This window comes from Pseudomonas lurida, assembly GCF_013522705.1.
In the GTDB taxonomy this organism is placed as follows: Bacteria; Pseudomonadota; Gammaproteobacteria; order Pseudomonadales; family Pseudomonadaceae; genus Aquipseudomonas; species Aquipseudomonas quebecensis.
Map to the genome: position 1 here is coordinate 98696 of NZ_JAAMRE010000013.1, position 26655 is coordinate 125350.

Annotated in this window: 24 protein-coding genes, 5 tRNA genes and 1 pseudogene; 20 read left to right on the forward strand and 10 right to left on the reverse strand. The window is 62.6% G+C overall.

What is annotated here, in order from left to right:
• Nucleotides 1–11: 11 nt before the first annotated feature.
• The 4 genes from G7025_RS13180 to G7025_RS13195 all read left to right on the forward strand — a co-directional run bounded on the left by G7025_RS13180 (nucleotide 12) and on the right by G7025_RS13195 (nucleotide 425).
• Nucleotides 12–87, forward strand: a tRNA-Asn gene (locus G7025_RS13180).
• Nucleotides 88–96: 9 nt separating this feature from the next.
• A tRNA-Pro gene (locus tag G7025_RS13185) sits at nucleotides 97–173 on the forward strand.
• Nucleotides 174–178: 5 nt separating this feature from the next.
• A tRNA-Lys gene (locus tag G7025_RS13190) sits at nucleotides 179–254 on the forward strand.
• A gap of 94 nt (nucleotides 255–348) precedes the next feature.
• Nucleotides 349–425 (forward strand) — tRNA-Pro (locus tag G7025_RS13195).
• 120 nt (nucleotides 426–545) lie between these two features.
• Here the strand turns inward: G7025_RS13195 and G7025_RS13200 are convergent.
• From G7025_RS13200 to G7025_RS13210, 3 genes are read right to left on the reverse strand one after another with little or no spacing between them, the layout of a single operon-like run.
• Complete coding sequence (locus G7025_RS13200; protein WP_181079634.1) at nucleotides 546–1844, reverse strand: NAD(P)/FAD-dependent oxidoreductase; 1299 nt, start codon at nucleotides 1842–1844, stop codon at nucleotides 546–548.
• A gap of 60 nt (nucleotides 1845–1904) precedes the next feature.
• Entirely contained in the window at nucleotides 1905–2078 is a 174-nt protein-coding gene (locus G7025_RS13205; protein ID WP_181079635.1) for a DUF3094 family protein, read from the reverse strand.
• Nucleotides 2079–2129: 51 nt separating this feature from the next.
• Nucleotides 2130–2759 carry a DUF1780 domain-containing protein gene (locus tag G7025_RS13210; RefSeq protein WP_181079636.1) on the reverse strand — a complete coding sequence of 210 codons (630 nt, stop codon included), beginning with the start codon at nucleotides 2757–2759 and terminating at the stop codon, nucleotides 2130–2132.
• Nucleotides 2760–2932: 173 nt separating this feature from the next.
• Here G7025_RS13210 and G7025_RS13215 point away from each other — a divergent pair, with 173 nt between their 5' ends.
• Nucleotides 2933–3622 carry an energy-coupling factor ABC transporter permease gene (locus G7025_RS13215; RefSeq protein WP_181079637.1) on the forward strand — a complete coding sequence of 230 codons (690 nt, stop codon included), beginning with the start codon at nucleotides 2933–2935 and terminating at the stop codon, nucleotides 3620–3622.
• A 65-nt stretch (nucleotides 3623–3687) separates the two neighbouring features.
• Complete coding sequence (locus tag G7025_RS13220; protein WP_003171680.1) at nucleotides 3688–3903, forward strand: hypothetical protein; 216 nt, start codon at nucleotides 3688–3690, stop codon at nucleotides 3901–3903.
• On the opposite strand, the gene yacG is transcribed toward G7025_RS13220, so the two are convergent.
• Genes yacG through G7025_RS13240 form a run of 4 tightly spaced genes read right to left on the reverse strand, consistent with a single transcriptional unit; the run spans nucleotide 3900 to nucleotide 6791 of the window.
• Nucleotides 3900–4100, reverse strand: coding sequence for a DNA gyrase inhibitor YacG (gene yacG / locus G7025_RS13225; RefSeq protein ID WP_181079638.1), 201 nt, complete (start codon nucleotides 4098–4100; stop codon nucleotides 3900–3902). The two genes, G7025_RS13220 and yacG, sit on opposite strands and share 4 nt — an antisense overlap.
• Nucleotides 4097–4723, reverse strand: a complete 627-nt coding sequence (coaE, locus tag G7025_RS13230) for a dephospho-CoA kinase (RefSeq protein ID WP_181079639.1) — start codon at nucleotides 4721–4723, stop codon at nucleotides 4097–4099. Before coaE ends, yacG begins: the two co-directional genes overlap by 4 nt.
• Nucleotides 4720–5586, reverse strand: a complete 867-nt coding sequence (locus G7025_RS13235; RefSeq protein ID WP_181079640.1) for a prepilin peptidase — start codon at nucleotides 5584–5586, stop codon at nucleotides 4720–4722. Before G7025_RS13235 ends, coaE begins: the two co-directional genes overlap by 4 nt.
• Nucleotides 5583–6791, reverse strand: coding sequence for a type II secretion system F family protein (locus G7025_RS13240; protein ID WP_181079641.1), 1209 nt, complete (start codon nucleotides 6789–6791; stop codon nucleotides 5583–5585). The genes G7025_RS13235 and G7025_RS13240 overlap by 4 nt, the downstream gene beginning before the upstream one ends.
• 197 nt (nucleotides 6792–6988) lie before the next feature.
• Between G7025_RS13240 and G7025_RS13245 the strand changes: the two genes are divergently transcribed.
• The 4 genes from G7025_RS13245 to G7025_RS13260 all read left to right on the forward strand — a co-directional run bounded on the left by G7025_RS13245 (nucleotide 6989) and on the right by G7025_RS13260 (nucleotide 9413).
• Nucleotides 6989–7402, forward strand: coding sequence for a pilin (locus tag G7025_RS13245; protein ID WP_181079661.1), 414 nt, complete (start codon nucleotides 6989–6991; stop codon nucleotides 7400–7402).
• A gap of 35 nt (nucleotides 7403–7437) precedes the next feature.
• Nucleotides 7438–8838, forward strand: a complete 1401-nt coding sequence (locus tag G7025_RS13250) for an O-antigen ligase family protein (RefSeq protein WP_181079642.1) — start codon at nucleotides 7438–7440, stop codon at nucleotides 8836–8838.
• Between the two features lie 48 nt (nucleotides 8839–8886).
• Nucleotides 8887–8959, forward strand: a tRNA-Thr gene (locus G7025_RS13255).
• A gap of 148 nt (nucleotides 8960–9107) precedes the next feature.
• Entirely contained in the window at nucleotides 9108–9413 is a 306-nt protein-coding gene (locus G7025_RS13260; protein ID WP_181079643.1) for a DUF6388 family protein, read from the forward strand.
• Nucleotides 9414–9474: 61 nt separating this feature from the next.
• On the opposite strand, the gene nadC is transcribed toward G7025_RS13260, so the two are convergent.
• Nucleotides 9475–10323, reverse strand: a complete 849-nt coding sequence (gene nadC, locus G7025_RS13265; protein ID WP_181079644.1) for a carboxylating nicotinate-nucleotide diphosphorylase — start codon at nucleotides 10321–10323, stop codon at nucleotides 9475–9477.
• Nucleotides 10324–10567: 244 nt separating this feature from the next.
• Between nadC and G7025_RS13270 the strand changes: the two genes are divergently transcribed.
• The 6 genes and pseudogenes from G7025_RS13270 (at nucleotide 10568) to G7025_RS13290 (ending at nucleotide 16927) form a co-directional block, all read left to right on the forward strand.
• A complete protein-coding gene (locus G7025_RS13270) occupies nucleotides 10568–12718 on the forward strand; it encodes a DUF1631 domain-containing protein (RefSeq protein ID WP_181079645.1) in 2151 nt (716 codons plus the stop codon).
• A 61-nt stretch (nucleotides 12719–12779) separates the two neighbouring features.
• Entirely contained in the window at nucleotides 12780–13340 is a 561-nt protein-coding gene (ampD, locus tag G7025_RS13275) for a 1,6-anhydro-N-acetylmuramyl-L-alanine amidase AmpD (RefSeq protein ID WP_181079646.1), read from the forward strand.
• Nucleotides 13340–14176: a regulatory signaling modulator protein AmpE gene (gene ampE / locus G7025_RS13280; protein WP_181079647.1), complete on the forward strand. Its 837-nt coding sequence runs from the start codon at nucleotides 13340–13342 to the stop codon at nucleotides 14174–14176. The genes ampD and ampE overlap by 1 nt, the downstream gene beginning before the upstream one ends.
• Nucleotides 14177–15307: 1131 nt before the next feature.
• A pseudogene (locus G7025_RS27080) lies at nucleotides 15308–15511 on the forward strand (HAMP domain-containing protein); the annotation flags it as partial.
• Nucleotides 15512–15664: 153 nt separating this feature from the next.
• Entirely contained in the window at nucleotides 15665–16369 is a 705-nt protein-coding gene (locus tag G7025_RS27085) for a methyl-accepting chemotaxis protein (RefSeq protein ID WP_370694759.1), read from the forward strand.
• 126 nt (nucleotides 16370–16495) lie between these two features.
• Nucleotides 16496–16927: a hypothetical protein gene (locus G7025_RS13290; RefSeq protein WP_181079649.1), complete on the forward strand. Its 432-nt coding sequence runs from the start codon at nucleotides 16496–16498 to the stop codon at nucleotides 16925–16927.
• Here the strand turns inward: G7025_RS13290 and G7025_RS13295 are convergent.
• Both G7025_RS13295 and cra read right to left on the reverse strand, forming a co-directional pair.
• Nucleotides 16874–17650 carry a TatD family hydrolase gene (locus G7025_RS13295; RefSeq protein ID WP_181079650.1) on the reverse strand — a complete coding sequence of 259 codons (777 nt, stop codon included), beginning with the start codon at nucleotides 17648–17650 and terminating at the stop codon, nucleotides 16874–16876. The genes G7025_RS13290 and G7025_RS13295 overlap by 54 nt on opposite strands.
• A gap of 2 nt (nucleotides 17651–17652) precedes the next feature.
• Entirely contained in the window at nucleotides 17653–18648 is a 996-nt protein-coding gene (cra, locus tag G7025_RS13300) for a catabolite repressor/activator (RefSeq protein WP_181079651.1), read from the reverse strand.
• Between the two features lie 294 nt (nucleotides 18649–18942).
• Here cra and ptsP point away from each other — a divergent pair, with 294 nt between their 5' ends.
• From ptsP to G7025_RS13320, 4 genes are all read left to right on the forward strand, one after another.
• The gene (ptsP, locus tag G7025_RS13305) at nucleotides 18943–21801 is read left to right on the forward strand and encodes a phosphoenolpyruvate--protein phosphotransferase (protein ID WP_181079652.1); all 2859 of its coding nucleotides are present in this window, start codon (nucleotides 18943–18945) and stop codon (nucleotides 21799–21801) included.
• Complete coding sequence (pfkB, locus tag G7025_RS13310; protein ID WP_181079653.1) at nucleotides 21802–22743, forward strand: 1-phosphofructokinase; 942 nt, start codon at nucleotides 21802–21804, stop codon at nucleotides 22741–22743.
• A gap of 11 nt (nucleotides 22744–22754) precedes the next feature.
• Nucleotides 22755–24473: a PTS fructose-like transporter subunit IIB gene (locus G7025_RS13315; protein WP_181079654.1), complete on the forward strand. Its 1719-nt coding sequence runs from the start codon at nucleotides 22755–22757 to the stop codon at nucleotides 24471–24473.
• Nucleotides 24474–24613: 140 nt separating this feature from the next.
• Nucleotides 24614–26155 (forward strand): alkaline phosphatase D family protein, encoded by a 1542-nt coding sequence (locus tag G7025_RS13320; RefSeq protein WP_181079655.1) that lies wholly within the window; start codon nucleotides 24614–24616, stop codon nucleotides 26153–26155.
• Nucleotides 26156–26655: the final 500 nt, after the last annotated feature.

Genomic DNA, 26655 nt, shown 5'->3' on the forward strand with positions numbered 1-26655 from the left:
AAGTGCTAAGTTCCGTGATAGCTCAGTCGGTAGAGCAAATGACTGTTAATCATTGGGTCCCAGGTTCGAGTCCTGGTCACGGAGCCAACTTCAAATCGGGGTATAGCGCAGTCCGGTAGCGCGCCTGCTTTGGGAGCAGGATGTCGGGAGTTCGAATCCCCCTACCCCGACCATATTTGGGTCGTTAGCTCAGTTGGTAGAGCAGTTGGCTTTTAACCAATTGGTCGTAGGTTCGAATCCCACACGACCCACCATTTTTGAAACCAGTTAGCGCTGGGATCAGATCTTAAGATCAGAGGCCAAAAGCACTGATCGAAGAAGGCGACTGAAAGGTCGCCTTTTTATTACCGGGGTATAGCGCAGTCCGGTAGCGCGCCTGCTTTGGGAGCAGGATGTCGGGAGTTCGAATCCCCCTACCCCGACCATATTAAAAATCCTCGTATCGAAAGATACGGGGATTTTTTTTGCGCGCGAAAACGCAGTGGTATGACTATGCAAGAGGGGGCTTGCTCTCACATCGAACAAGCCCCCTCCAGACCTTACTGTCAGTGCAGCTTGAGCCTCGGCTCCGTCCCGCGTCCAATCCGGCTGCCCAGCATCAGCATTGCCGTACGAAACACGCCGTACAACGCCATCTGGTGCATGCGGTACAGCGACACGTAGAACATCCGCGCCAGCCAGCCCTCCAGCATGACACTGCCAGTCAGGTTGCCCATCAGGTTGCCCACCGCCGAGAATCGCGACAGCGAGATTAACGACCCGTAGTCAGTGTATTTGTACGACGGCAACGCCTTGCCTTCGATCCGTAGCTTGAGCGACTTGGCCAACAGCGAAGCCTGCTGATGCGCGGCCTGGGCGCGTGGCGGCACGTTTCGGTCGGTGCCTGGTTGCGGGCACGCGGCGCAGTCACCAAAGGCGAAAATATTATCGTCGCGGGTGGTTTGCAGCGTCGGCAGCACCTGCAACTGGTTGATGCGGTTGGTTTCCAGGCCGTCGATGTCCTTGAGGAAGCCCGGCGCGCGGATACCGGCGGCCCATACCTTCAGGCTGGCCGGAATCACCTGACCGCTGCTGGTGATCAGCGCATCGGCTGTCACTTCGCTGACCGCCGAATTCGTCAGCACCGTCACCCCCAGTTTCTCCAGGGTTTTATGCACCGGCGCGCCGATGCGTTCCGGCAGGGCGGGCAATACCCGCGGGCCGGCTTCGATCAGCGTGATGTGCATGTTTTCCGGCTTGATCCGGTCCAGCCCATAGGCCGCCAGCTCATGAGCGGCGTTATGCAGCTCGGCAGCCAGTTCAACGCCGGTCGCGCCGGCGCCGACGATGGCGACACTGATTTTTTCTACCACGTCAGTCTGCCCGGCATGGGCGCGCAGGTAGTGGTTTAGCAATTGCTGGTGAAAGCGCTCGGCCTGTTTGCGGGTATCGAGGAACAGGCAGTGCTGTGCTGCGCCCTCGGTGCCGAAATCGTTGGTGGTGCTGCCGACAGCGATCACCAGGCTGTCGTAGCCCAGCACGCGCGCAGGCACCAGTTCGCGGCCTTCCTCGTCGAGGGTCGCGGCCAGTTGGATTTTTTTCTGCTCGCGATCGAGCCCGCTCATGCGCCCCAGCTGGAACTCGAAGTGGTTCCATTTCGCCTGGGCGACATAATTGAGTTCGTCTTCCGAAGAGTTCAAGGATCCGGCAGCCACCTCATGAAGCAGAGGTTTCCAGATATGGGTCAGGTTGGTGTCGACCAGCGTGATGCTGGCGGTGCCGCGCTTGCCCAGAGTCTTACCCAGGCGGGTAGCCAACTCCAGGCCGCCGGCGCCGCCGCCGACGATAATAATACGATGGGTCATGGGGATATCTCGCAAGGCTAAAAGAAATCGGAGCAGTTACCCCCGCGAGCGCCAGGCAGCTCATAGCGTGAGGTAACTCAACAGGCGGCTCAGCAGACCAAGCCCGATCACGGCCACCAGCACCACACAAAGGAGCAGCCAGGGCCTGAAAGGCTTGCGCTCGACTCTGTTCTGGGAGAGTTGCAGGTACTCTTCGACACGCTGTTGGTCTTCGGGTTTCAGGCGGCTGGTCATAAAGGCCTCGTCAGGTAGACGTTGCAAAGGGGCGCCACGTTACAGCAGGGCTCAGAGGCTGATGCCCACGTCGAACACTATGCTGCGGCCCAGGTTGTTGCGCAAGAAATCCGGCGCGTCCGGATGGGCGAACAACACCCTGGCAAACGTCGGCCCCACCAGCGACAGCGAGCGCCAGCCCTGGCGCAGGTACTCGGTTGGCGGTGGGAAGTGACTGTTGAGGTCGAGCACCTCACGTTTGAGGCTCGCGAAGGCGACAAGATCCAGTTCGCCCAGGTCCATCCCGCGTTCTTTGTAGTTATGTGCCTTCTTGCGCAACGTAGGCGCCAGGCGCATCAGGAATTCATGCGCCGGAATGCGGCGTGGCTTGGCCTCGCGACGTACCAGCTGACTCAGGGAAAACGCGCTGCGTCGACGTAGCAACTCATCGCGCCATTCGTCGTTCAGTCGTCGGCCCTCATCCAGCACGAAAAACACCTCGAAGCTGGCATCGCGAAACAACACGTCCGGCGGCTCTTGCCCTGCAGGGTGAAACTCCTCGGCACGGTAGGGCACATTCAGGCCTTGCAGCAGGCGCTGGCATACCCAACGCTCACGCTCCCATTTGCGGGCATTGGATAGGAACGCATTGGCTTGTTCGGCCGCTACGGTGAGCAGGCGCAAGTAATCTGAGTCATCCATAGGTGCAGCTTAGCGTCCAAATGATGACCGCAGGAAGTCCCGCCGCAAAAGCTCGGTGTAGACTGAGATCTCCTGCAATCAAGCCAGTACGAGGAGTGAGCGGTGAGGGGTTACGGAGGGCTTTCCTACAATCTTACGATCGCGTGTCTCCCGGCCATGGGGCAGGTGAGGCCATGATTGGCGCCGCGGTGCTGGCACCGCAGACCCTCGCTGTCGGTTGGCTGTTGTTTGCGCCAGTGGTGGCATGGGCGGTACTGCGCTCGCCGTGGGTCGAGTTGTTGGCCGACCGACGGCGTCAGCATTTGTTGTTCGGGACGGTGTTCGCGCTGTTCATGTTGTGGCTGGTTCGGCGCGATTTCGACACCGGGGTTTCCTACCACTTCATCGGCATGACGGCTGTGACGCTGCTGCTGGACTGGCCACTGGCGATTGTCGGCGGTGTTGCCGCGCAATTGGGCCTGGTACTGCTCGGGCGCCAGGACCTGGCCGCAATCGGCGTCAATGGCCTGCTGTTGATGGTGCTGCCGGTACTGATCACAGAAGGCGTCGCGTTAAGGGTGGAGCGTGCGCAGCCACGCAATCCCTTTGTGTACATCTTCTGTTCCGGTTTTCTGGCTGCTGCGCTCTCGGCGTTGGCGTGCCTGCTGCTGGGGCTGGGGTTGCTGTGGTTCGATGGGCTTTTCGCCATGCCGGAATGGTTGGAGGACTTCATTGGTTATCTGTGGCTGATCATCTTTCCGGAAGCCTTTATCAACGGCATGGTCGTCAGTGCGCTGGTGGTGTTTTGTCCGGAATGGCTGGAGACGTTCAATCGCACACGCTACCTCTCAGCGCCCTGGAAGGACGACGATTCGCTGCGTTGATCCAGGTCAAACCGCGCGCGCCACGGCAGGCCCATGCTCTGCGAAATTTTCCAGGAGTGCGGATCATGAGTGTGTATGAGTGGGCACGGCAGGAACTTCGCAGAAGTCAGGACGCGGCCCAGGAAATCGGTTTCGACCCCGGCTTGACCCTGCGCGCCATGCTCAGCGCGGTGGTGCAGCAGAGCAAGGGCGTGCGCAGTTTCGAAGACCTGGCCGACGAGCTGCAATACCTGGCAGAAAACCTCGACGACCAGCAGGAATATGCGTTTATGCGCCCTTAGTGGCGGGGTGGCAGGTCTTCGGAAAATAATTCGTCTTCGGCGTCCGGGGCCACGGGGATCTTGTGCTCTTCGCTGGCCCAGGCGCCCAGGTCGATCAGCTTGCAACGGTCCGAGCAGAACGGCCGGTTGGGGTTGGTCGCTTTCCATTCCACGGGTGCGCCGCAGGTTGGACAGTCGACGGTCAAGGGTTGGCTCATGATCGGCCTCCACGCAAAGTAAGGTAAAAGTGGTGCAGTCGCTCGACCTCGTCGTGCAGCCAGGCGAGGTCTCTGTCATTGACCAGCACGTCGTCGGCATGGTTCAGGCGGTCTTCGCGGCTGGACTGGGCCTTGAGAATGGCCTGCACCTGCTGTTCGCTGATGCCGTCGCGCTGCAGGGTACGCTGAATCTGCAGTGATTGCGGCACGTCGATCACCAGGATGCGCTGGGTCATGCTGTACTGGCCTGATTCGATCAGCAACGGTGACACCAGAATCGCGTAGGGCGAGCGCGCCTGCGCCAGATGGCTGCGAATTTCTTCGCCAATCAGCGGGTGCAGAAGGGCTTCCAGCCAGCGGCGTTCCTCAGGGACTTCAAAGATCAGCTTGCGCAGGGCGGCACGGTCCAACCGACCATCAGGCAAGAGCACGCCGTCGCCAAAATGTTCAGCGATGCGTGCCAGTGCAGGACGCCCTGGTTCGACCACCCAACGTGCGGCGTGATCGGCATCCACCATATCGATGCCCAGATCGACAAAGTGCTGAGCCGCCGCGCTTTTACCGCTGCCGATGCCACCGGTCAGGCCGAGTATCCACGGAGTTGGAACAGAAGAAGGACTCATTGGAAACCGACAGACTGCAAATAGAAGTCGGTTATTTGACCACCCCAGAGCAACGCAATCCAGCCGGCAATCGCCAAATAGGGTCCAAACGGCATGGGTGTGGATACCTGGGCCTTGCGCAGACGCATCAGGGTCAGCCCGGCAAACACGCCGACCAATGACGCCACAAATAGCGTCATCGGCACTATTTGCCAGCCACCCCAGGCCCCAAGCAGAGCCAGTAACTTGAAGTCGCCGTGACCCATGCCGTCCTTGCCTGTGATCAGCTTGAACAGCCAGAACACCGACCACAGGCTCATGTACCCGACCACCGCGCCCCATACCGCGTCGGACAACGGCACCAGCAATGCGAAATTGTTGACGATCAGACCCAGCCAAAGAAGCGGCAGCACCAGCACATCCGGCAGCAACTGATGGTCGGCATCGATCAGGCTCATCGCCAGCAGGCCCCAGGTCAGCAGCATCACCGCTGCGGCTTGCCAGCCAAAACCAAAATGCCAGGCCACCAGCGCCGACAGCACCCCGCAGGCGAGTTCGGTGAAGGGGTAACGAGCGCTGATGGTTCCTTTGCAGTGGGCGCACCGGCCCCCGAGGAGCAGGTAGCTGAGCAGCGGGATATTGTTCCAGGGGCGGATCGGCTGCTCGCAATGGGGGCAGCAGGAATTGGGGTGCATCAGGTTATAGGTCGGCCCCGCTGCTTCGGCAGGAAAACCCAGCACTTCGTGGGCTTGGGCACGCCACTCCCGTGCAAGCATCTTCGGCAGGCGCCACACCAGCACATTGAGAAAGCTGCCGACGATCAGCCCCAGCAAAGCCGTCAGCGCCACAAACAGCCAGGGGGATTCACTCAACAGCTGGCTCAAAATGCGCTCCCCAATTGGAAGACCGGCAAGTACATGGCGATGACCAGCGCGCCGACAATGCCTCCCAGTACCACCATGATCAGCGGCTCCATCAGACTGGTCAGGTTATCGACCTGATTGTCTACCTCGGCCTCATAGTGGCTGGCGACCTTCTCCAGCATCAAGTCCAGCGTGCCGGACTCTTCACCGATGGCGGTCATCTGGATCGACATGCCGGGAAACAAGCCGCTGGAGGCCATGGCGCGGTTCAGTTGCATGCCTGTGGATACATCGCGACGCATATGTTCGATTGCCTGTTTGAATGGCCTGGAACCGACGGCGCCCGCCACGGAATCCAAGGCCTGCACCAGCGGAACCCCCGCCGCGAATGTGGTTGAGAGCGTGCGGGCGTAGCGGGCCACGGCCGATTTCTGCAGCAGTTTGCCTGCCAGCGGCATTTTCAACAAACCCGCATCCAGCCAGTAGCGAAAGCGTGAAGACGTTCGATGCGCCCGGCGTAGCCCCATGCACCCCGCGCCAAGCCCCAATGCGACGAGCCACCAGGCTTGTCGCATGAATTCCGACAGGGCGATGACGGCCAAGGTAAAGTCCGGCAACTGACTGCCGACGCCAGCGAACAGGCCCTGGAACTGCGGCACCACCTGCACCAGCAGCACAACGGTAACCACCCCGGCCACCGCCAGTACGGCGATGGGATACGTCATGGCTTTCTTGATCCTGGCTTTGAGCTGCTCGCTTTTTTCCAGATGAACCGCTACTCGCTCCAGCAGGGTTTCAAGCGCGCCGGCCTGTTCGCCGGCCGCTACCAGGTTGCAGTACAGCTCATCGAAATACCGCGGATGCCTGCCCAATGCGTCAGCCAGGCTGGTGCCGGCGGCGATCTGCTGTTTCAGCGCTTGCAGCAGTTCACGCACGGCCCGGTTTTCGACACCTTCGCTGATCAGGTCGAGGGCTTGCAGCAAGGCAATACCAGCCTTGAGCAATGTGGCCAGTTGACGGGTTAACAGGGCGATGTCGGCGGTGTTGATCGGCACCGCAAAACTTGGCAGCAGCAGGGCTTTCCTGCGCACACGGCTGGGGCGAATACCTTGCAGGCGCAGTTGCGCCTTGACCAGGGCCGGACTGTGCGCGGTGCTTTGCCCGCACACCCTGCGCCCTTTGCGCGTGGTGCCTTCCCAGGTGTAAGTCGTCGAAGCGTTGTTCATGTCACGGTTCCGCACACGGTCGTTGAGCTTCAAAGCTTAGTCAGGCGGTGAGTTGGGGCAGGCTGCGGCGGCGGATAAAATGTCAGAATATGCGTCTTGCACGCGATTGACGCTCGGCGGATGAGTACACTGGCGCCGCTGCACAACACGGGGCGCAGGAAGCGCCTTGTCATGAGTTCTTTTGGAGAATGAAAGTGATGCGTCAGAAAGGCTTTACTTTGATCGAGTTGTTAATCGTCGTGGCAATCATCGGCATCCTGGCCACCATTGGCCTGCCCATGTACACCACCCATCAGGCCAAGGCCAAGTTCACTGCCGGCCTGGCGGAAATCACTGCGTTAAAGGCTGGGTACGAAGACACGCTCAATCAGGGCACGGTCCCTACCGTGGCCTTGATCGGTGGCACCAGTCCTACCGCCAACTGCAAGATCGACGTGACCGGCGACGTTGCCACCGGCGCAGGTGGCATCAGCTGCGAAATCCTCGACGCGCCGGCGCCGGTCCTGGGCAAGACCATCAGCCTGACCCGCAACGCTACCAGCGGCTGGACCTGCACCACTACTGCCGAGGCCAAATACGTCGCCAAGGGCTGCGCCGCCGGCGGCGCGTGACGGTGCCTGCACCCACACGCACGTCGAGCTGGCCAATGACATTATCCGTACAGCGGCGCGGCAGTATTTTCCTGGTGCTGGCTGTGTGCCTATTGGTGGTGGGTATTTGCACGCCGTTCGGTGGGCACGATCTACAGCGGGTCATGCAGATTGCCATCGGGTTCTGCGCGGTGCTGTACGGTATTTCGGTGACGCCCACTGAACCCTGGGTGGATCGCCAGACGGCGTTGGGCCTGTCGGTAATCGTGGGCTTGGGCGTGACGTCTTCGCTGCTGGCCCATCAGCCGCTCTGGGCGCTGACCGAAGTGGCACTGTTCGTCAGCTGCGCAGCCATCGCGCTGGCCTTTGCATCGCTGCGCCGTCATGGCGGTGAGCCTTTGGATCGGGCGCTGCTGCTGATCGTTGTGCTGCTGTGCCTGATCAAAACGTTTCAATACCTGTACGCCGGCGTGCTTGCGTTCGCCAGCGGCGGGCCCACGTTGAACCCGGACCTGCTGTTGTCGAGTTTTTCCAATAAGCGTTTCTACGGTCAGTTCCAGACACTCACGCTGCCGTTGCTGGCGCTTCCTCTGCTGTTACCCACCGTTTCTCGCTCACTGCGGGGGATGGCCTTTGCGTTGCTGTGCGCCTGGTGGTTGATTGCGATCAGCGGCGGTACACGCGGCACCTGGCTGGGCATGGGGGTGGCGGGAATGGTACTGGCGCTGCTCGGTCCGTGGGGGCGGCAATGGTTGGGTTGGCAGTTGGCCGCAATGCTGGGCGGCTTGTGGGTTTACTGGCTGCTGTTCACGGTGCTGGCGACCTACCTGGGGATCGAGACGTCCAATGACGCCAGCGAGCGCCTCACCACTTCACTGTCTGGGCGCGGCCCGATCTGGTGGCAGGGTTGGCAGATGGTCGCCGAGCGGCCGTGGCTGGGGTTCGGCCCGATGCATTTTGCCGATATTGCCAACAAGGTTGCCGCCCATCCGCATCAGGCTGTATTGCAGTGGGCCAGCGAGTGGGGTGTGCTTTCGACGTTGTGCGTGGCGGTTTTGGCAGGACGCAGTGGCTGGGTCACGGTTGCTGTGTTGCGTGAGCGCGCGCGCTCAAGTGAACGCGCGGACCTGCTGCGCTTATGCCTGTTTGCGGCGTTGGTGGGTGCCCTGACGCAGTCCATGGTCGACGGTGTGCTGGTGATGCCCAATTCCCAGGTCTGGCTTGCGCTGGTCGTGGGGTGGCTGATGGCGTTGCATCGTTGGCGAACACCTGCAACGGCGACTTGGCCGTTGGCCTGGACGGTGTGGAAAGTGTTGAGTGTATTGGCGATCGCGTTGCTGGTGCATGTCGCGCTGCGCGATGTGCCCCACATCAAGCAGGCCCAGCGGCAGTACCTCGACGCCACGGGCAGTTACCTGCAGCCTCGCTTCTGGGCGCAGGGTGTCATCGCCCGCTGAAGGCCGCGAGTTGCCGGACGCCCGATGCGGTGCTAGCTTTAGTCCACCGCCCGTGTAGCTCAGCCGGTAGAGCAGCGCACTCGTAACGCGAAGGTCGCAGGTTCGATTCCTGTCTCGGGCACAAAGGCAACAGCGTTTCAAGGCAACGTTTTCAGCTGATCCCAGAATGGTTCTGAAGGCCAGACGAGCCGGCATCCATGCCTGTTCTTTTGTATCTGCGCAACCTGATGTCCCAGATGCATCCCCATTCCTCGATCTAAGAGAACACCATGACCACGACCGAAATGACCCAGGCAGCGCGGCACGAAGCAGCTCTTGAACTTTACCTCAAGGAGTCGCCGCAGCTTAAAGAAGAGATCAAGGACCTGAGCGCCGATGACCAGCGCGACCAGATCCAGTGGGCATTCGAGGACGAGGCCGAAAGCCAGGGCCTGCAGCCTTGGGAATTGACCCTCAAGTACACCTCGAAACCGGAAGAATTCGAAGCTCAGCGGCTGGTCCTGCACAAGGAAGCGGCCGAGGTGCTGGGCGTCGAATGGGACGAGTATTGCGAGATGAATAACCTGGTGGTTTAGATAAGAGCCGCACGCTTCAAGCTGCAAGTGTTCACTCGACTTGCTTGCAGCTTGAAATGCCTCAAATACTGAGCCGCATCGACAGATCCACCGCCTTCACATCCTTGGTCATCGCACCGATGGAGATGTAGTCCACACCGGTCTCGGCGATGGGCAGCAGGGTGCTTTCATTGATACCGCCGCTGGCTTCCAGTTTCGCCTTACCGCCGCTCAGGCGCACGGCTTCGCGCATGTCCTCCAGGCTCAACTCATCAAGCATGATGATGTCGGCGCCCGCCGCCAATGCTTCGCGTAACTCTTGCAGACTTTCCACCTCGATTTCCACTGGCTTGCCGGGGGCGATCCTGTGCGCGGCAGTGATGGCCTGCGCAATGCCCCCGCAGGCCGCGATGTGGTTTTCCTTGATCAGGAACGCATCGTACAAACCGATGCGATGGTTGTGGCAGCCCCCGCAGGTCACGGCGTATTTCTGCGCCAGGCGCAAGCCCGGCAGGGTTTTGCGGGTATCCAGCAATTTGACTGGAGTGCTGGCGACGAAGTCCGCCAGGAACCGGGCGCGTGTGGCGACTCCGGACAGCATTTGCAGGAAGTTCAGCGCACTGCGTTCGCCGCTGAGCAGCGAGCGCGCCGGGCCCTCTAGGTGGAACAATGCCTGATTGGGGCTGACGCGCTCGCCATCGGCCACCTGCCAATGCACGGCGACCCGAGGGTCCAACTGGCGGAACACCGCGTCCACCCACGCCGTGCCGGCGATCACCGCTGCGTCGCGAGTAATGATGGTGGCCTTGGCCAGCCGTTCGGCAGGGATCAGCTGCGCGGTGATGTCTCCACTGCCGATGTCCTCCAGCAGCGCACGGCGCACGTTGGCTTCAATTTCGGCGGTGAGGTCGGCAAGACGCAGATTCGGCATAACAGGCTCCACAAACAAAGTGCCTCGATTATAGGGGGTGTGTGCCTGCGAACCCAGCGGCCTGCTGATTTATGCGCGAATGTCAGAGCGTGCTGGCGTAACCCCCCTCGTTTGCAAGATAATCTCGCGCCTTGCAATTGGCGTCATAGCTTTGACGTCCTGGTGGTGGCCGGCTTTTGCCAGCGAGCGTGCTGGCGCGCAGCCGGTCCCGCCCCATTCGATACCGCCGTCTCAGGAGGCCAGGATGCACAATGACGGAAAGGTGGTGCCGATCAACAAGGCGCACGCCACGCCATCGCCGCTCGCCCGCCTGCCGGTTGTGTTGCTGCAGGTTCGCGACAAGGCGGCGCAGCAGCTGCAGCAGGGCTTGCAGGACCTGTTCGATAACGCCGACGACACCTTGTTTGAAATGGCCGACAAGGCCCGCAGCAACGTCGACCACCATATTTTCTTTCAGGCCATGCGCGACCTGCGCCTCAAGCGCAAGAATTTCGAGCGCGTGTTCATGGAGCGCCTGTTCGCGGCCTTCGCCAGCCTGGGCGAAGCCGGGCGCGGTGAGCTGCAACTGGTGCCGCTGGTGTCTTACGAAGCGGCGCCCACGACGCCCCGCGATGCACTGGAAAAAGCCGTGGCACTGGAGGCCATGCTCGAGCGTGTGCGGCATCGCGACGGGCTGGCGCTGGCGCAGCTCACCGCACGGCTGAGCGCCGTGTTGGGCAGTCACCTGGCCGAATGTGAAAACCCCCTGGGGCCGGCGCTGCTCTGCGAATGCTTCCTGCAGGCGGGGCGCAGCCTTGGGGTGGAAATCCGCGTCAAGCTGATCATGCTCAAACTCTTCGAAAAATACGTCCTCAGCGATGCCGATCAACTGTATGGCGAAGCCAATCAGTTGCTGGTCGCCACCGGCGTGCTGCCTGAACTCAAGGCTGCGCCGTCGCGGCGCGCGGGTGAGCGTGCCGCTCGTGAGCAGCGGCACGAAGAGGCGTTGCCGCCCACCGAGTTGCCCGTCGACGAGGGCGGCCAGCAAGCCTTCGCTGCGCTGCAAACCTTACTCAAAGCCGTGCGCGGCAGTGTGGCGCCGACCCTGGAAGCCAGTCACCAACCGCAGCCCATCGCCACCCGCGACCTGTTGCGACTGTTGTCCCATTTGCAGCAGTACGTGCCGACGCCGCAGGTCGAGGACGAGTTCGATCTGCGCAACCAGCTTGAGCAATTACTCACCCGCGTCAGCGTCAAGAGTGGCAAGTCGCGGGTGGTGGAAGAAGCCGACGAAGACGTGATCAACCTGATTGCGCTGGTGTTCGAATTCATCCTCAGCGACTGCACCGTCCCCGATACCTTCAAGTCATTGATCGCTCGCCTGCAGATTCCGATGCTGAAAGTGGCGGTGCTGGACAAGGGCTTTTTCAGCCACGCCAGCCATCCGGCGCGACGCCTGCTCAATGACATCGCCGCCGCGACCATGGGCAGCAGCGTGGGAGAAGACGAGCCGCGCGACCCCCTGTACCTGCGCGTCGAGCAACTGGTGCAGCGCTTGCTCAATGAGTTTGTCGACGACGCGGCGATTTTTTCCCAATTGCTCACCGAGTTCAGGGCCTTTACCGCCGACGAACAACGGCGCAGCGCGCTGCTCGAACAGCACACCCGCGAAGCCGAACAAGGCCGCGTACGCACCGACGAGGCGCGTACGCGGGTGGCCGATGCGCTCAATCGGCGACTGCTGGGCAAAGTACTGCCGCAGGTGGTGGTGCAGTTCCTGCAACAGGCCTGGAGCCAGGTGCTGTTGCTGGCCAGCCTCAAGCATGGCGAGCAGTCGGTGCACTGGCAGGCGGCCTTGCGCACCATGGACGACCTGATCTGGAGCGTCGGCCTGCACGACGACACCGAGGCCGGCCGGCGTTTGCTGGAGCAGTTGCCTGGCCTGCTCAAGGCGCTGCGCGACGGTTTGAACAGCGCCGCGTTCGATCCTTTCAGTGCCCGAGAATTCTTCGTGCAGCTGCAGGCGTTGCATGTGCAGCCGGCCGAGCGCATCGACGGGTTGATCGAAGTGCGCGAGCCTTTCGTGCTTGGCACGTTGCCAGGCGAGCCGGCGATCGACCTGCCATCCGACGATCCCGATCTGCTCAAGGTCCATTCACTTCGGGTCGGCGCCTGGATCCTGCTTCAACAGGACGCCACCGTTGCCTTGCGCTGCAAGCTCGCCGCCATCCTGGCACCGGCCAATACCTATGTGTTCGTCAACCGCGCGGGGCTCAAGGTGCTGGAGCAAAGCCCCGGCCAACTGGCGCTGGCATTCAAGCAGGGCAGTTTGCAGGTGCTGGATGACAGCCCACTGTTCGAACGCGCGCTGGCCGCGGTGGTTGACAGGCTGCGGCAACTCAATCACGCCAAGTGATCGCAACCACGGGGTCGAACGCGGCATACTGGTCATCTGTTGTCCCGTTCAAGGAACCTGTATGCAGTTGGACCCCGCCAGCGGTTGGTGCCAGGGCATTGCTCATTGCCCCTCGCCCAACTTCAACGAGCGCCCCGCAGGCGAGATTTCACTGCTGGTGGTGCATAACATCAGCCTGCCACCGGCTCAGTTCGGCACCGGCAACGTGCAGGCTTTTTTCCAGAATCGCCTGGATGTCACGGAACATCCCTACTTTGAAGGGATTGCCGACCTACGGGTCTCTGCGCATTTTCTGATTGAGCGCGACGGCGCGGTGACGCAGTTTGTGTCCTGCCGCGACCGGGCCTGGCATGCCGGTATTTCGCGGTTCGAAGGACGGGAAACCTGCAACGATTTTTCCCTGGGCATCGAACTGGAAGGCACGGATGACCTGCCGTACACGGATGCCCAGTATGCGTCGCTGACCGAGCTGACCCGGCAATTGCTGACGGCTTATCCGGACATCACCGCGCAACGCATTTGTGGTCACAGCGATATTGCCCCGGGACGCAAGACCGATCCCGGCCCCGCTTTTGATTGGGCGCGCTTTCGCAGCGCCCTGCAGGATGGAGGACACACCTGATGAGTTTCCTGGTACTGGTGCTGGCTGTATGGATCGAGAAGTTCTCGGCCCTGCGTCATCGGTTGCAGCGCGATGGCGGCTGGCTGCGCGAACTGGCCAGGCTGGAATCGAGCCCGCGCCTGGCACAGCGGCCCTGGCTGATCCTGACGTTACTGGTGCTGCTGCCGGTGGCCGTGCTGGCGCTGTTGCTGATGGTGCTGGAACCGGTGGCCTATGGTTTGCTGGCACTGCCGGTGCACCTGCTGGTGGTGATCTACAGCCTGGGCCGTGGCGATCTGCTGGCTGATCTGGGGCCGTTCCGCGACGCCTGGCGGCGCGGCGACCTGCAGGCCGCCGAACATGTGGCCGAGCGCGACTTGGCGCTGGGTGCCGACAGCGGCGAGCAACTGCTCGAGCGCGTGCAGGGCCATCTGTTGTGGCAGGCTTACCAGAGTTTTTTTGCGGTGATCTTCTGGTATTTCCTGCTCGGCCCGGTGGCCGCCCTGGCCTATCGTCTGCTGGCACTGGCCAGCGAGCACAGCCTCAACCCTTTGGTTGCCGAACGCGCCGGGCAACTGCGCCACGCGTTCGACTGGCTGCCGGTGCGCTTGCTGGCGGCCAGCTTTGCCTTGGTAGGCAACTTCGTCGCGGTCAGCCGAGTGATGCTCCACGAGTTGCTGAGCTGGGACATCAGCGCAGCCCAACTGGTAGAGAAAGTCGGCCTGGCCGCCGCCGAAATCCCGGCTCCCGCAGTAGGCGCCGAGGGCATCAACAGCCTCGACCGGTTATGGGAACTGCTGCTGCGTGCCGCCGTGCTGTGGTATGCCGGTTTCGCCATCTGGACCGTCTTGCCATAACGGCTATACGCGATACCGTGGTAGCGCTCCGGCTCCCACGGGTTGTTAACCTTAAGTTACAAAACTCCCTGTCGAATTGAGCTATATAGACAGAGCGCCAATAGTGGCCTTCTGCCGCGCTCCTGCGCCCTTAATAAAAATAAAAGAAAAGGGAGTTCACCTGTGAAGAGCTTGCTCTATCCCGCCGTCGCGCTGATGAATCGCCTGAGTTTCGGTATGAAGTTCAGCCTGATCAGCGTGTTGTTCCTGTTGCCGATGCTGGCGACCAACGCGTTCCTGGTGCGTGACGCCTGGCGCGAATTCCAGGGCACTCGCGTCGAACTGCAAAGCCTGGATGTACTCGGCAGCAGCCTGGCCCTGCGCCGCGACCTGGAAACCCTCAACAACCAGGTGCAGATCAATGCCACGCTCGGCCAGTCCGCCAAGGTTGGGGATCTTGAAAGCACGATCAGCGCCCTGGAACAGAGCGTGCTGAGCCGTTTGCAGGGCCTGGCGCCCATAAGCGTCGACCCGGAGCACGTCGCGGTGTTTGCAGCCAAGCGCGCTGAATTGCTCGATGCCTTCAAGGCCCAGCAACAGGAAACCTCGCTACTGAGTAAAAGCGCGCTGATCGGCAAACTGTTGAACAAAGCGCAGATGCTCGGCCAGATCATCGCCAGTCAAGCCGGGCTGAGCCGCGATCCCCAAAGCGATTTGCGCCAACTCAGCGACTTGATCACCAGCGTCACGCCGCAGGTAAGCCAGACGCTGGGGGAGGGGCGCGCGATGGGAGCCTTTTCCCTGGGGCAAGGTTTTCTCAACTCATCATCCAGCACTCGCTTTGATGAACTGCTGCAGCAGCTGGAAAAACTCCACGCCGAGTACGCCTTGAAACTGCAGGATGCACTGGGCTCCAGCAGTGCCGCGCACACGGCGCTCGACGGCCTGGCCAAGGCCAGCAATGCCAGCCTCAAGCAGGGCAGCGAGTTGTTCGAAGAACGGGTGGTCATGGCTGAAACCCTCGACGCGTCCTGGCAGGGTTTTTATGACGATGTCAGCCAACTGATGGCCAAAACCTATGAACTCGATGAGGCCACCCTGGGATTTCTCGATCAGCAGTTGCAGCAACGCCTGGCGCAGAAGCGCCTGCATATGGTGGTGCTGGTGTCGGCGCTGACGGCGGTGTTTTTGCTGATCTTTTACTTGTACGCCGGTTTCTACGCCTCGACGCGCACCACGTTGCGGCACTTGGGCCAGATGATGGACGACGTGGCGGCCGGCGACATGACTGTCACCTTTGTGGCGCGCAGCCGCGATGAGCTGGGCGAACTCGGCCAGGTATTCAACGGCACCGTGGCAAAAATCCATGACTTGATCGAGCGTGTCGGCCACACCGTCAGCCAGGTCGAGCGGCAGGCCGGCCAAGTGGAAGTAGTCTCCGACTCCAGCAACCAGGCGGTCCGTGGCCAGCGCACGCAGATCGAACAGGTCGCGACAGCGATGAACCAGATGTCTTCAACGGCCCAGGAAGTGGCGCGCAACGCCGCCGCCGCGGTGGGCAGCGCCCAGCGTGTCAACGAGGAAACCGTCAACGGCCGGGGCCTGGTGCACTCCCAGCAGAGCAGCATTGCGTGTCTGGCGACGGAGATCGACCAATCGGTGCGGGCCATCCATCAATTGGCCAGCGACAGCCAGGCCATCAGTCGCGTATTGGATGTGATCAAAAGCATCGCCGAGCAAACCAACCTGCTGGCGCTCAACGCGGCGATCGAGGCGGCGCGCGCTGGTGAGCAGGGGCGTGGTTTCGCGGTGGTGGCCGACGAAGTGCGCACCCTGGCGCGCCGCACACAGCAGTCCACCGAAGAGATCGAGCAGATGATCAGCCGCCTGCACCAAGGCGTGGAGGCGGCCGTCACGGCCATGGGCAGCAGCCATGAAATGGCCAGTGGCACGGTCGGGCAATCGGAAAAGGTCCAGCAAGCCCTGGACAATATTCTCGGCGCCGTCGGCCTGATCGTGGACCAGAACCAGCAGATCGCCGCTGCCGTGGAGCAGCAGACCGCCGTGGCCCACGATATCGACCAGAACATCGTCGAAATCAATCGTGCCGGCGAGCATGCCGCCGACGGCGCACAACAGACGGCGGCGGCCAGTCGACAGTTATCGCTGCAGGTAGTCGAGTTGAAGCAATTGATCGGCGCGTTTCGCGTGTAGGGCGCAGGTGTAGGACTAGCCGTTTAGAGCTGTGGTGCGGGTCTGAATTTTCGCGAGCGCCTTTTCTGTTCACGTAAATGAGTGAAAATTTATTTCACTCAAACCGGGAACCGAGGAGGCACCACGATGACCGCTGCACTCGGCATCAAAGGGCATTGCGCCCATTGCGACATCACGTTTGAACTCAAGCCTTGGCAGTTGAATGCCATCGCCATCGAGGAGCCGTTCGATTGCCCGTATTGCCAGCGAATCCTGCAGTTGAACTGCCCTGTGCAGTTGCGTCATTTCAAGGCGCTTGACCGTTGGGCGCTGGTGCGGCCGAGCATGGTGGCATTAACCTGCATGGTGCTGATCGTGGCGCTGGTGGCTGAGTGGCTTGGGCTGATCAGCGTGATCGGGCAGTTCAACATTTCACTGATGGTGGTGCTGCTGCATTGCCTGGTACTGCGCTATGCGCGTCACCGCCAGCGCATGACCCTGGACCTGCACGTTGTCAGCCCCGCGCTACCAATTGAACAGCTCGCGCGCATTGCGGGTGCTCGCCTCAGCCAGCGCTAGCGGGCTGAGGCCCATGCGTTCGGCCAGGGCGCGGCAGATGTCCGGCAGGTGCTCGGGGCTGTTGCGCTGGCCGGGATACATGGCGGGCGGCATGTCGGGCGAGTCGGTTTCCAGCACCACCGCGTCCAGCGGCAGGTGCGCCAGCACCTTGTGCATGCGCAGCGCCTGAGGCCAGGTCGCGGCACCGCCCAGGCCCAGCTTGAAACCGAGCTTGATGTATTCGCGGGCTTCCTCACGGCTACCGGCAAACGCATGGATGATGCCGCCACGTGGCACGCGTAGGCGCTTGAGGGTGGCAATCACCGCCGCATGGCTGCGACGCACGTGCAGCAAGGCGGGCAGCTGAAAATCCACGGCCAGCCGCAGTTGCGCCTCGAACAGGTGTTGCTGACGCTCGCGGTCCAGGTCTTCGAGGAAATAATCCAGGCCGATCTCGCCCACCGCACACAGCTGCCGATGGCCGCGCAGGCGAGTCAGCCAGTCACCCAGTTCGGACAGGTCGGCGGGGCGGTGATCGTCCAGATACACCGGGTGAAGGCCGAACGCAGCGAACAGGCCGTCATCGGTCTGCACCAAGTCCCACAGCCGCTGCCAATTCTGCCGATACACCCCCAGCACCACCATGCGCTGTACGCCCAGCTCGCGGCTATGGGCGAGGACTTCCCGGCGGTCGCTGTCGAACTCCGGGAAGTCCAGGTGGGTGTGGGTGTCGATCAGCGTCACGTTCACGCCTCGTGAATACGCTGCTTGAAGGTGCGGCCGATGGCGTGCACGCCCGGTTGGTACTGCTCTTCTTCGATGGCGGCCAAGGCCAGGCGCAGCGCGGTGTCGGCGATCAACTGATGCTGCTGGGCCATGGCGTTGACCGGCAGCGGCAGGAAGTCCAGCAGTTGAGTGTCGCCGAACGTGCCCAGGCGCAGGGGGCGCGATTTGAGCGGATAGTCGTGCAGTGCATCGAACACGCCTTGCAGCAGGACATAGGACGTGGTCACCAGCGCGTCAGGCAAGTGGCCCAGCCGCTGTAGCAATTGCTCCATCAATTGTCGGCCACAGTCGCGACTGAACGCTTCACCGTGCTCGATGAGCATCTCACCGGTAAAACCCTGCAGGGCCTGCTGAAAACCGGCGGCGCGCTCCTGGCTGATGCTCAGCTCGGGGCGTGCGCCGATCAGTACGATTTGCTTGGGCAGCGGTTGCAGCAGGCTGCTGGTTAACTGATGGCAGGCCTGACGGTCGTCGCTGACCACCGAGCAGAACTGTGTCGACTCCATCACCCGGTCAATCGCGATCACCGGCAGGCCCTTGGCTTGCAACTCACGGTAACTGTCATCGCTGGTGGGCAGGCAACTGGCCACGAATAACGCATCGCAACGTCGGGCGCGGAACAACTGCAGTAATTGGCGCTCGCTGTCGGCGTCGTCGTCGGAGCTGGCGATCAGCAGCTGATAGCCCCGCGCGCGCGCGCCTTGCTCCAGCAATTTGGCGATGCGTGCGTAACTGGGGTTTTCCAGGTCAGGCAGAATAAAGCCCAGCGTGCGCGTGTGCCGGCTGCGTAGCCCGGCGGCCTGGGGGTTGGGCGTAAAGCCGTGGGCGTCGACGACCGCTCGCACCCGCTCGACGGTCGCGTGGCTGATGCGTTGCTGGGCGGCTTTGCCGTTGATGACATAACTGGCGGTGGTCACGGACACACCGGCCAGACGTGCGATATCACTGAGTTTCAAACCGGGATTTCCTTGTTTTTTGGAGCTCGCCCCGACATTTTGTCCAATCGTAACCGATTCCGGCGCACGACCAATGTCCCAGCTCAATCGCCGAGTGGTCCTTCAAGGATGCACAATTAACGCGTAATCTGCCTTAAATTCTAGATTAAACGTTTCAGCCAGCGTATTTTTACGACGTTCGCGACCGAGCGGCTCCTGCCAACTGACCGCTCAGTCAGTGATTTTCAAACACCCCTACACTGTTTTATTCAAAACAATACCTAGTGCGCCCAGCGCACTCACTAGGAGAACGGCATGCTTGAGCTCACTGTAGAGCAGATATCCATGGGCCAGGTGGCTGTGGATAAATCTGCTGCCTTGCACCTGCTCGCTGACACACTGGTGGCCGACGGCCTGGTCGCCGAAGGCTATTTAAGCGGCCTGCAAGCCCGTGAAGCCCAGGGCTCGACGTTTCTCGGCCAAGGTATTGCGATCCCCCACGGCACCCCCGAAACCCGCGATCAGGTGTTCTCCACCGGCGTGCGCCTGCTGCAGTTCCCCGAAGGGGTGGACTGGGGCGACGGTCAGGTCGTGTACCTGGCCATCGGCATCGCCGCCCAGTCCGACGAACACCTGCGCCTGCTGCAACTGCTCACCCGCGCCCTCGGCGAGACCGACCTGGGTGAGGCGCTGCGTCGCGCCGCCTCCGCGCAAGCTCTGCTGAAATTGCTGCAGGGTGCACCGCAGGAGCTGGCGCTGGATGCGCAGATGATCAGCCTGGGCGTGTCCGCCGATGATTTCGAAGAGCTGGTCTGGAGAGGGGCACGCCTGCTGCGCCAGGCCGATTGCGTCAGCAACGGCTTCGCCGCCGTATTGCAACAGGTCGATGCACTGCCATTGGGCGATGGCCTGTGGTGGCTGCACAGCGAGCAAACCGTCAAACGTCCGGGCCTGGCGTTCGTCACCCCGGACAAACCCATGCGTTACCTTGGCCAGCCGCTCAACGGCCTGTTTTGCCTGGCCAGCCTGGGCGAAGCGCACCAGGCCCTGCTTGAGCGTTTGTGTGCGCTGCTGATCGAAGGCCGTGGCCAGGAACTGGGCCGCGCCACCAGCAGTCGCGCGGTGCTTGAAGTACTGGGCGGCGAACTGCCGGCGGACTGGCCGAGCGCGCGCATCACCCTGGCCAACGCCCACGGCCTGCATGCGCGGCCGGCGAAGATCCTCGCGCAGTTGGCCAAAAGTTTTGACGGCGATATCCGCGTGCGCGTCATCGACGGCCCGGCCACCGCGGTGTCGGTCAAGAGCCTGAGCAAGCTGCTCAGCCTCGGCGCTCGCCGCGGTCAGGTGTTGGAGTTTGTCGCCGAACCCGGCATTGCCGGTGATGCGTTGCCGGCACTGTTGGCGGCGGTAGAAGAGGGGCTCGGTGAGGCGATCGAGCCGCTGCCGACCGTCAGCGCGCAACCCGCTACCGTGGACATAGAACCGGTGATCAGCGCGCCAGCGTCAGGCAGCCAGATCCAGGCGATCGCCGCTGCGCCGGGAATTGCTATCGGCCCGGCCCATGTCCAGGCCCAGCAGGTGTTCGACTACCCGCTGCGCGGCGAGTCGTGCGCGATTGAGCGTCAGCGTTTGCAGGCCGCCCTTGCCGACGTGCGCGGTGATATCCACGGCCTGATCGAGCGCAGCCCGTCCAAGGCGATCCGCGAGATTTTCATCACCCACCAGGAAATGCTCGACGACCCGGAACTCACCGACGAAGTCGACACGCGCCTCAAGCAAGGCGAAAGCGCCGAAGCCGCGTGGATGAGCGTAATTGAGGCCGCCGCCAAACAGCAGGAATCGTTGCAGGATGCGCTGCTCGCCGAGCGTGCCGCCGACCTGCGCGATGTCGGCCGCCGAGTGCTGGCGCAACTGTGCGGCGTCGAAACCGCGCAGGAACCGAACGAACCTTACATCCTGGTGATGGACGAGGTCGGCCCCTCCGACGTGGCGCGCCTGGACCCGGCCCGCGTCGCCGGTATCCTCACCGCTCGCGGCGGCGCTACGGCCCACAGCGCCATCGTCGCCCGCGCGCTCGGCATCCCCGCGCTGGTCGGCGCCGGCTCGGCGGTGCTGCTGCTTGCCGCCGGTACGCCGCTGCTGCTGGATGGCCAGCGCGGGCGCCTGCATGTGGACCCCGACACAGCCACCCTGCAACGCGCCACCGTCGAGCGCGATACCCGTGAACAACGCTTGCAGGCGGCCTCGGCCCAGCGCCACGAACCGGCGCTGACCCGTGACGGGCATGCGGTGGAAGTGTTCGCCAACATCGGCGAGAGCGCCGGCGTTGCTGCTGCGGTGGAGCAGGGCGCCGAAGGCATCGGCCTGTTGCGCACCGAGCTGATTTTCATGGCCCATCCGCAAGCCCCGGATGAAGCCACCCAGGAGGCCGAATACCGCCGCGTGCTCGACGGCCTCGGCGGACGCCCACTGGTGGTGCGCACCCTTGATGTGGGCGGCGACAAGCCCTTGCCTTACTGGCCGATTGCCGAGGAAGAAAACCCTTTCCTGGGTGTGCGCGGCATCCGCCTGACCTTGCAGCGCCCGCAGATCATGGAAGCGCAATTGCGCGCGCTGTTGCGCTCGGCGGACAACCGCCCGCTGCGCATCATGTTTCCCATGGTCGGCAGCGTCGACGAGTGGCGCGCCGCCCGTGATATGACCGAGCGCCTGCGCCTGGAAATCCCGGTGGCCGACCTGCAACTGGGGATCATGATCGAAGTGCCGTCGGCGGCCTTGCTGGCGCCGGTGCTGGCCAAGGAAGTGGACTTTTTCAGTGTCGGCACCAACGACCTGACCCAATACACCCTGGCCATCGACCGTGGCCACCCGACCTTGTCGGCCCAGGCCGATGGCTTGCACCCGGCGGTGTTGCAATTGATCGATATCACCGTGCGCGCCGCCCATGCCCATGGCAAATGGGTTGGCGTGTGCGGCGAACTGGCGGCGGACCCGTTGGCGGTGCCGGTGCTGGTGGGCCTGGGGGTGGACGAGCTGAGCGTGTCGGCGCGCAGCATTCCCGAAGTGAAGGCGCGTGTGCGCGAATTCAGTCTGAGCCAGGCCCAGCGCCTGGCACAACAAGCACTGGCGGCAGGTTCCCCCGCCGATGTGCGAGCCCTCGTGGAGGCGGTGTAAATGGCAAGGATTCTGACCCTGACGCTGAACCCGGCGTTGGATCTCACGGTGCGCCTGGCCCGCCTGGAACCGGGTGAAGTCAACCGCAGCGAAACCCTGCTGACCCACGCCGCCGGCAAGGGCGTGAATGTGGCGCAGGTACTGGCCGACCTGGGGCATCAGCTGACCGTGGGCGGTTTTCTCGGTGCGGATAACCCGCAGGCCTTTGAAGCGCTGATCGCCCGTCGTGGTTTTGCCGACGCGTTTATCCGCGTGCCGGGGGAAACCCGCAGCAATATCAAGATCGCCGAGCAGGACGGTCGCGTCACCGACATCAATGCACCGGGGCCGCTGGTGAGCGAGCAGGCGCAACAGGCCTTACTCAACCAGCTCACTCTGATCGCTCCCGTTCACGATGCGGTGGTGGTCGCCGGCAGCTTGCCGCGTGGCGTCAGTGCGCAGTGGTTGCACGATGTGTTGGTGCAGTTGAAGGGCCTCGGTTTGAAAGTCGCCCTGGACACCAGCGGCGAGGCGCTGCGTGCCGGCCTGCGTGCCGGACCGTGGTTGGTCAAGCCGAACACCGAAGAACTGGCCGATGCCCTCGACTGCTCCACTGGCTCCCTCGAACAGCAACGCCAGGCCGCGCAGCGCCTGCACGCTCAGGGCGTGGAGCATGTAGTGGTGTCCCATGGCGCCGACGGTGTGAACTGGTTCAGCCCAACGGCGGCGCTGCACGCCACGCCGCCCAAGGTCAGCGTGGCCAGCACCGTGGGCGCCGGCGACTCGTTGCTGGCCGGCATGTTGCACGGTCTGCTCAGTGACGAGGCGCCCGAGCAGACCCTGCGTCGCGCCACGGCGATTGCCGCGATGGCGGTGACGCAGATCGGCTTCGGCATCAGCGATGACGCGCAGTTGGCGCATCTGCAAAGCGGCGTCGATGTACGCCCGCTCACAGAACAATAAGAGGGTTAGTCATGAAGTTAGCCATTGTTACTGCCTGCCCCAACGGCATGGTCACCAGTGTGCTGTGCGCCCGCTTGCTGGACGCCGCCGCGCAACGCCAGGGCTGGAGCACCAGTGTCGAAGTAGTGGATATGCAACACCCCGAGCGTGCGTTATCCGAAGCGACCCTGGCCGCCGCCGAGTGGGTGTTGCTGGTCAGCAGCACGCCGGTGGATATGCAGCGCTTCGTCGGCAAGCGCGTGTTCCAGAGCACACCGGCCCAGGCGTTGGCGGATGTGGAGGCGGTGTTGCGTCGCGGCGCTGAAGAGGCCCAGGTGTATGTCGCCAGCCAGGCGCCCGTGGCGCCGAAAAACGCCCCGCGCATCGTCGCCATCACCGCGTGCCCGACCGGCGTGGCCCATACTTTTATGGCCGCCGAAGCCTTGCAGCAGACGGCCAAGCGCCTGGGTTACGACTTGCAGGTCGAGACCCAGGGCTCGGTGGGCGCGCGTACGCCGCTGAGCGCCGAAGCCATCGCCAAGGCCGACGTAGTGCTGTTGGCGGCGGATATCGAAGTGGCCACCGAACGCTTTGCCGGCAAGAAGATTTACCGTTGCGGCACCGGTATTGCCCTCAAACAATCGGAAGCGACCCTGAACAAAGCCCTGGCCGAAGGCACGGTGGAGAGCGCGGCCGGTGCAGCGGTAGCCAAGCCGGAAAAAACCGGGGTCTATAAGCACCTGCTTACTGGTGTGTCGTTCATGTTGCCGATGGTGGTGGCGGGCGGCTTGCTGATCGCCCTGTCGTTTGCGTTCGGCATCCATGCGTTCGAACAGGAAGGCACCCTGGCGGCGGCGTTGAAAACCGTCGGCAACAGCGCGTTTACGTTGATGGTGCCGCTGCTGGCCGGTTATATCGCCTATTCGATCGCCGACCGTCCGGGAATCGCGCCGGGCATGATCGGCGGCCTGCTCGCCGGTACTTTGGGCGCGGGCTTTATCGGCGGCATTTTTGCCGGTTTCCTGGCCGGTTACTGCGTCAAAGGGGTCACGCGCGCGGTGCGCCTGCCGCAGAGCATGGAAGCCCTCAAGCCGATCCTGATCATACCGTTGCTGGCGAGCCTGTTTACCGGCCTGGCGATGATCTACCTGGTGGGCCCGCCGGTGGCGCGCATGCTCAGCGGCCTGACTGAGTTCCTCAGCACCATGGGCACCACCAATGCCGTGCTGCTGGGCATTCTGCTGGGCGGCATGATGTGCGTGGACCTGGGGGGGCCGATCAACAAGGCTGCGTATGCATTTTCGGTCGGCCTGCTGGCCGCCCATAGCGGCGCGCCGATGGCCGCGACCATGGCCGCCGGCATGGTGCCGCCCATCGGCATGGGCATCGCCACGCTGCTGGCGCGGCGCAAATTCGCCCAGACCGAACGCGAAGCCGGCAAGGCCGCGATGATCCTCGGTATGTGCTTTATCTCCGAAGGTGCGATCCCTTTCGCCGCCAAGGACCCGCTGCGCGTGATCCCGGCGAGCATCGCCGGCGGTGCGTTGACCGGCGCGCTGTCGATGTACTTCGGCTGCGTACTGGCTGCGCCCCACGGTGGTTTGTTTGTGCTGGTGATCCCGAATGCGATCAACCATGCGTTGCTGTATCTGCTGGCGATCGTTGCGGGCAGCCTGCTGACCGGGGTGGTGTATGCGCTGATCAAGCGGGCGGAAGTGGTGGAGCTGAGCGTCGCGCCGGCCAACGCCTGACACGGTCCGGCAGGGCCTGAACATGTGGAAGGGGGCAAGCCCCTCCACATTTGGATCTCGGCTCAGCGCAGGGTGAGTGTCACATCCGCTTCATTCCCGTATGGTTAAGTGCCTCTTTTGAGACTCAAGAGGGCACCTGCATGAGCCACTTCGATCTGGGCCGTCGCCGCGTGATGCAAGCCGTCGGCGCCGGTCTGTTACTGCCGGGCCTGGCGCCGGCGGTGATTGCGTCGGTCAAGGACCGGCCGCAACTCACCGATGGCGTGCAGTCCGGCGATCTGCTGGGCGACCGCGCGATGATCTGGAGCCGCAGCGACCGCCCGGCGCGGATGGTGGTGGAATGGGACACCCGCAGCGTGTTCAGCAACCCGCGCCGTTTCGTCTCGCCGCTGGCTGACAGCCGCACGGACTTCACCGCCCGCGTCGAACTCACCGGGTTGCCCGCCGACCAGGCGATTTTCTACCGTGTGCACTTCGAAGACGCCCAGAGCGGCGTTGCCAGCGAACCGTGGTTCGGCCATCTGCGCAGCGTGCCGCAACAGCGCCGCGATATTCGCTTCGTGTGGAGCGGCGACACCGTCGGCCAGGGCTTCGGCATCAACCCGGATATCGGCGGCATGCGCATCTACGAAGCCATGCGCCTGCGTCTGCCGGACTTCTTTATCCACAGCGGCGACACCATCTACGCCGACGGCCCGGTGCCGGCACAACTGGCGACCGAAAGCGGGCGCATCTGGCGCAATATCACCACCCAAGCCAAGAGCAAAGTCGCCGAAACCCTGGACGAATACCGCGGCAACTATCGCTACAACCTCATGGATGAAAACGTGCGCCGTTTCAACGCCGAGGTGCCGCAGATCTGGCAGTGGGACGACCACGAGGTGATCAACAACTGGTCGTCGAGCAAGCAGTTGGACGAGCGCTACCAGACCCGCGATATCAACACGCTCGTAGGCCGTGCACGCCAGGCCTGGCTGGAGTATTCGCCGATGCGCCGCCAAAGCGCCGACGGCGGCGGGCGCATCTATCGCAAGCTCAGTTACGGCCCGCTGCTGGATGTATTTGTGCTCGACATGCGCAGCTACCGTGGCCCGAATGATGACAACCTGGGGGCGGCCAAACCGTTTCTCGGTCGTGAACAATTGGACTGGCTCAAGGGCGAACTCAAGGGTTCAACGGCGCAATGGAAAGTCATCGCCGCCGACATGCCTATCGGCCTGGGCGTGCCCGACGGCGAAGTCAGCCCCGGCGTGCCGCGCTGGGAGGCCATTGCCAACAATGATCCAGGCCCGGCCCAGGGGCGCGAGCTGGAAATCGCTGAGTTACTGGGTTTTCTGCGCGCACAGCAGGTGCGTAACCATGTGTGGCTGACAGCCGATGTGCACTACTGCGCCGCGCACCACTACCATCCCGATCGCGCCGCGTTCCAGGATTTTGAACCGTTCTGGGAGTTCGTCGCCGGGCCGTTGAACGCCGGCAGCTTCGGGCCCAATCCGCTGGATAAAACGTTTGGGCCTGAAGTGGTGTTCGAAAAAGCGCCACCGGCGCAGAACACCTCGCCGTTTGCAGGGTTTCAGTTTTTTGGCGAGGTGAATATCGATGGCCAGACGGGGGAGTTGACGGTGATCCTGCGCGACTTGGATGGAGTCTCGGTATTCGAACAGAAGTTGCAACCCACCTGACTTGAAATGCAATTCCAATGTGAGAGGGGGCTTGCCCCCGATGACGGTGTGACAGTCATTTATCAGACGAGCGATCCACCGATATCGGGGGCAAGCCCCCTCCCACAGTGGATCGCGCAGCGTTCCAGGATTTCGAGCCGTTCCGGGAGTTTGTCGCCGGGCCTGAAGTGGTGTTCGAAAAAGCGCCACCGGCACAGAACACTGACTTGAAATGCAATCCCAATGTGGGAGGGGGCTTGCCCCCGATGACGGTGTGACAGTCGTTTATCAGACGAGCGATCCACCGCTATCGGGGGCAAGCCCCCTCCCACAGTGGATCGCGCGGCGTTCCAGGATTTCGAGCCGTTCCGGGGGTTTGTCGCCGGGCCTGAAATGGTGTTCGAAAAAGCGCCACCGGCACAGAACACTGACTTGAAATGCAATCCCAATGTGGGAGGGGGCTTGCCCCCGATGACGGTGTGACAGTCATTTATCAGACGAGCGATCCACCGCTATCGGGG